The sequence below is a fragment of the Acidocella sp. genome (assembly GCF_013044125.1).
Classification (GTDB): Bacteria; Pseudomonadota; Alphaproteobacteria; order Acetobacterales; family Acetobacteraceae; genus Acidocella.
Map to the genome: position 1 here is coordinate 1 of NZ_JABEVC010000206.1, position 3459 is coordinate 3459.

Annotated in this window: 4 protein-coding genes and 1 pseudogene; 2 read left to right on the top strand and 3 right to left on the bottom strand. The window is 65.0% G+C overall.

All coding sequences use genetic code 11. The features are described from left to right. Together HKL97_RS12625 and HKL97_RS12630 are read left to right on the top strand one after the other, a co-directional pair. The coding region (locus HKL97_RS12625) for an HlyD family efflux transporter periplasmic adaptor subunit (protein ID WP_291425887.1) at nt 1-529 on the top strand (529 nt) is incomplete at its 5' end. A gap of 3 nt (nt 530-532) precedes the next feature. Continuing rightward, the gene (locus HKL97_RS12630) at nt 533-1024 is read left to right on the top strand and encodes a flavodoxin family protein (protein ID WP_291425889.1); all 492 of its coding nucleotides are present in this window, start codon (nt 533-535) and stop codon (nt 1022-1024) included. Nucleotides 1025-1091: 67 nt separating this feature from the next. Here the strand turns inward: HKL97_RS12630 and speE are convergent, their stop codons facing one another. The 3 genes and pseudogenes from speE to HKL97_RS12645 form a co-directional block, all read right to left on the bottom strand. Next, nucleotides 1092-1955, bottom strand: a complete 864-nt coding sequence (gene speE / locus HKL97_RS12635) for a polyamine aminopropyltransferase (RefSeq protein ID WP_291425891.1) — start codon at nt 1953-1955, stop codon at nt 1092-1094. Between the two features lie 110 nt (nt 1956-2065). Next, complete coding sequence (gene speD, locus HKL97_RS12640; protein WP_291425893.1) at nt 2066-2518, bottom strand: adenosylmethionine decarboxylase; 453 nt, start codon at nt 2516-2518, stop codon at nt 2066-2068. 133 nt (nt 2519-2651) lie between these two features. Beyond that, nucleotides 2652-3459: pseudogene (locus tag HKL97_RS12645) on the bottom strand (hypothetical protein); the annotation flags it as partial.

Consider the following 3459-nt stretch of genomic DNA (forward strand, 5'->3'; position numbering starts at 1 on the left):
CTCCAACAACGCCGTCTCCAGCCTCACGCGCGACACCGCCGGCACCGCCGCGATGGAAGCCGCCGCCGACTACCAGCAGGCCCAGGCCAACGAGGCGGTGGCCCAGCTCAACCTGCAACGCAGCACCGTGCTCGCCACCGTCAACGGCGTGGTTACTAATTTCTCGATGCAGCCTGGCGATTTCGTGATCGCCGGCAAGCCCGACGTGGCGATCGTCGATACCGACTCCCTCTATGTGGACGGCTATTTCGAGGAGACCAAGCTGCGCCACATCGCGGTGGGCGACAAAGCCACCGTCACCCTGCTGGGCGGCGGCCCGGCCATCTCAGGCCATGTCACCGGGCTGGCGGCTGGCATCAGCGATGCCGAACGCAGCCCCAGCCCCACCCTGCTGGCCAGTGTGAACCCCACCTTCACCTGGGTGCGCCTGGCGCAGCGCGTGCCGGTACGCATCGCGCTTGACCATGTGCCGGCAGGCACCCCGCTGGTGGCCGGGCTAACCTGCACCGTGGCAATCGACCAGCAATAACCGATGAAAACCCTGCTGATCGTCTTCCACTCCCTCACCGGCGGCACCCGGCAGATGGCGCAGGCCGCGGCCGCCGGGGCGCAGACGGAGGCCCATTTGCGCGTGCGGCTGCAAACAGCGGCGCAAACCATGCCGGAAGACGTCCTGGCGGCGGACGGCTACATCTTCGCCACGCCCGAGAACCTCGCCGCCATGTCCGGCATCATGAAAGATTTCTTCGACCGCTGCTATTACCCGGCGCTGGAGCGCATCAACGCCCGCCCTTACGCCACGCTGATCTGCGCGGGCAGCGACGGCCAGAACGCCGCGCGCCAGATTGAGCGCATCGCCACCGGCTGGCGGCTGAAAGCGATAGCGGCCCCGTTGATCATCTGCACCCATGCGCAAACGCCCGAGGCCATCCTGGCGCCCAAAACCATCGCCGCCGCGGAGCTGGCGCGCTGCCGGGAGCTTGGCGCCTCGCTGGGCGCGGGGCTCGCGATGGGAATTTTCTAACCCCCCGAACAACAAACGGCCCGGCACATCATCCTGACATGCCGGGCCGCCTTGCTGGATTCTTAACTCAGGCCGGCAGATGGCGCGCGATATACGGCGGCAGCCAGAACGCCGCCACATGCACATGCGGCGTCCAGTATTCGCTCTTGCCCGCAATGCCGGCGGCCTCGGCCCGCTGGGCGATCACCTCGGGCGCAAGCTGCGTCAGCGACGCATCCTTGCCCGCCCAGCCCAGCGTCATATAGCCGCCCACATAGGTCGGCACCGCGGCAACATACGCGGTCACATGCGAGAAAAACTGCGCCCGGCGGGCGGAGGTCTCGCGCAGCTCGTCCGCCTGCATGAACGGCACGCCGCACTGGTTCACGATCAACCCGCTCGCGGTCAAAATCCGCGCCGCGTTCTGGTAGAACTCATCGGTGAACAGCACCTCGCCCACGCCGATCGGGTCGGTGGAGTCGACAATGATCACATCGAACGAGCCAGCCGGCGCGCGCTTCACATAGTCGATGCCGTCGCCCACAATCACCTCGGCGCGCGGATCGTTCCAGGCATCCCCGCCAATACCGGGCAAAAACTCCTTGGAGAGGCGGATCACCTCGCCGTCAATCTCTGCCATCACAGCGCGCTCAACGCCCTTGTGCATCAGCACATGCTTCAGCACGCCGCCATCGCCCGCGCCGATGATCAGCACGTTCTTCGCATTGCCGTGCGCGAGCAGCGGCACATGCGTCAGCATCTCCTGATACACGAACTCATCGCGTTCGGTGATCTGGATCACGCCGTCCAGCGTCAGCACGCGGCCGTGGCTGTCGGTCTCGAACACGGCGATGTCCTGAAACGCGCTCTTCACGCGCGCCAGCTGGCGCACGAAGCGGAAGCGCTGGCCCCAGTCCGGGTAAAGGGTCTCATTCAACCAGGTATCGGTCATCTGGAAATATTCCTCATCGCATCGGTCAGCAGAAAAATCGGGGAGCTTGCGCCCCCCGGGGTTCAAAACCTCACGCGGGTCACGAGGGGCGCAGCCCCTCGCCCACCCATTTACGCGATCAGGCCGCGTTTCTGTTCGTTAACCTGCACATGCGTCGGCTTGAAAGCCTCACGCAGGAACGGGATCACCTTGTACGGGTCGCAGACGCCGCACATGAACACATCCAACGCCGCGAAGTTGCGTTCGGGCCAGGTGTGGATGGAGATATGGCTCTCCGCGAGCACAACCACCCCGCTCACGCCGCCGTTGGGGGTGAAGTGGTGGAAATGGTGGTGCAATATGGTGGCGCCCGCTTCAATCGCCCCGGCGCACAGGGTTTTGTCGATCAGCTCCGGGCTGTCGAGATTCGACGCGCCCCAAAGGTCGATCAACAAATGCATTCCGGCATATTTGATGCCGTCGCGTTCCACGAAATAGTCTTTAGCCGGCTCCACGGAGACCGTTGTCGTCTGGTTTTCGCTCGGAGACTCCGAGACCATCCCCAGTCGGGCAAGTGCGTTCATTTCGAACCCCCTCAACTAGTAGACAGCCTGTAGAACGCAGCACCACGCCACGCCCCCCTGGGCCAAGAGGGGCGGCTTATGAGGCCATACCCCCCCGGGCGCAAGTGGTTTTTTAGGTCACGTTGATGAATTTTTATTCCGCCGCCGCAGCATAAGCCTCCAGCGGCGCGCAGGAGCAAACCAGGTTCCGGTCGCCATAAACGTTGTCCACCCGTTTCACCGGCGGCCAGTACTTGGCAGCGGCCACAAATGGCAGCGGATGCGCCGCCTGCGCGCGGCTGTAGGGGTGGCTCCATTGCGCCCCCGCCACTTCTTCCGCCGTGTGCGGCGCGTTCTTCAGCGGGTTGTCCGCCTGCGGCCACGCGCCCGATGCAATGCTGGCAATCTCCCCCGCGATGGCGATCATCGCCTCGCAGAAACGATCCAGCTCGCCCTTGTCCTCGCTCTCCGTCGGCTCGATCATCAGCGTCCCCGCCACCGGCCATGACATGGTGGGCGCATGGAAGCCGTAATCGGCGAGGCGCTTGGCGATATCCTCCACCTGCACGCCGGCCGTGGCGCCAAAGCCCCGGCAGTCGATGATGCACTCATGCGCCACCCGGTTCTGCGCGCCGCGATACAAGATCGGGTAAAACGGCTCCAGCCGCGCGGCGATGTAGTTGGCGTTGAGGATGGCGATCTTGGTCGCCCGCGTGATCCCCTCCGGCCCCATCAGGCGGATATAGGCATAGGGGATCGGCAGGATCAGCGCCGAGCCATAGGGTGCGGCGGAAACCGGCCCATAGCCCGTGGCCGGACCTGCATCCGCGCGCAGCGGATGGTTGGGCAGATGCGGCACCAGATGCGCCGCCAGCGCCTCCCGGTGCTGGGCAATTTTCGCGTTCAGGTCGGCAATGTCCACATTGCCGTCGCGGTCGCAGCCGACCACCACCACCTGATAC

Bases quoted from the DNA above. Each gene is read 5' to 3' on its own strand.
- HKL97_RS12630 (WP_291425889.1), top strand. From the start codon at position 533: ATGAAAACCCTGCTGATCGTCTTCCACTCCCTCACCGGCGGCACCCGG.
- speE (WP_291425891.1), bottom strand. From the start codon at position 1,955: ATGACCGATACCTGGTTGAATGAGACCCTTTACCCGGACTGGGGCCAG.
- speD (WP_291425893.1), bottom strand. From the start codon at position 2,518: ATGAACGCACTTGCCCGACTGGGGATGGTCTCGGAGTCTCCGAGCGAA.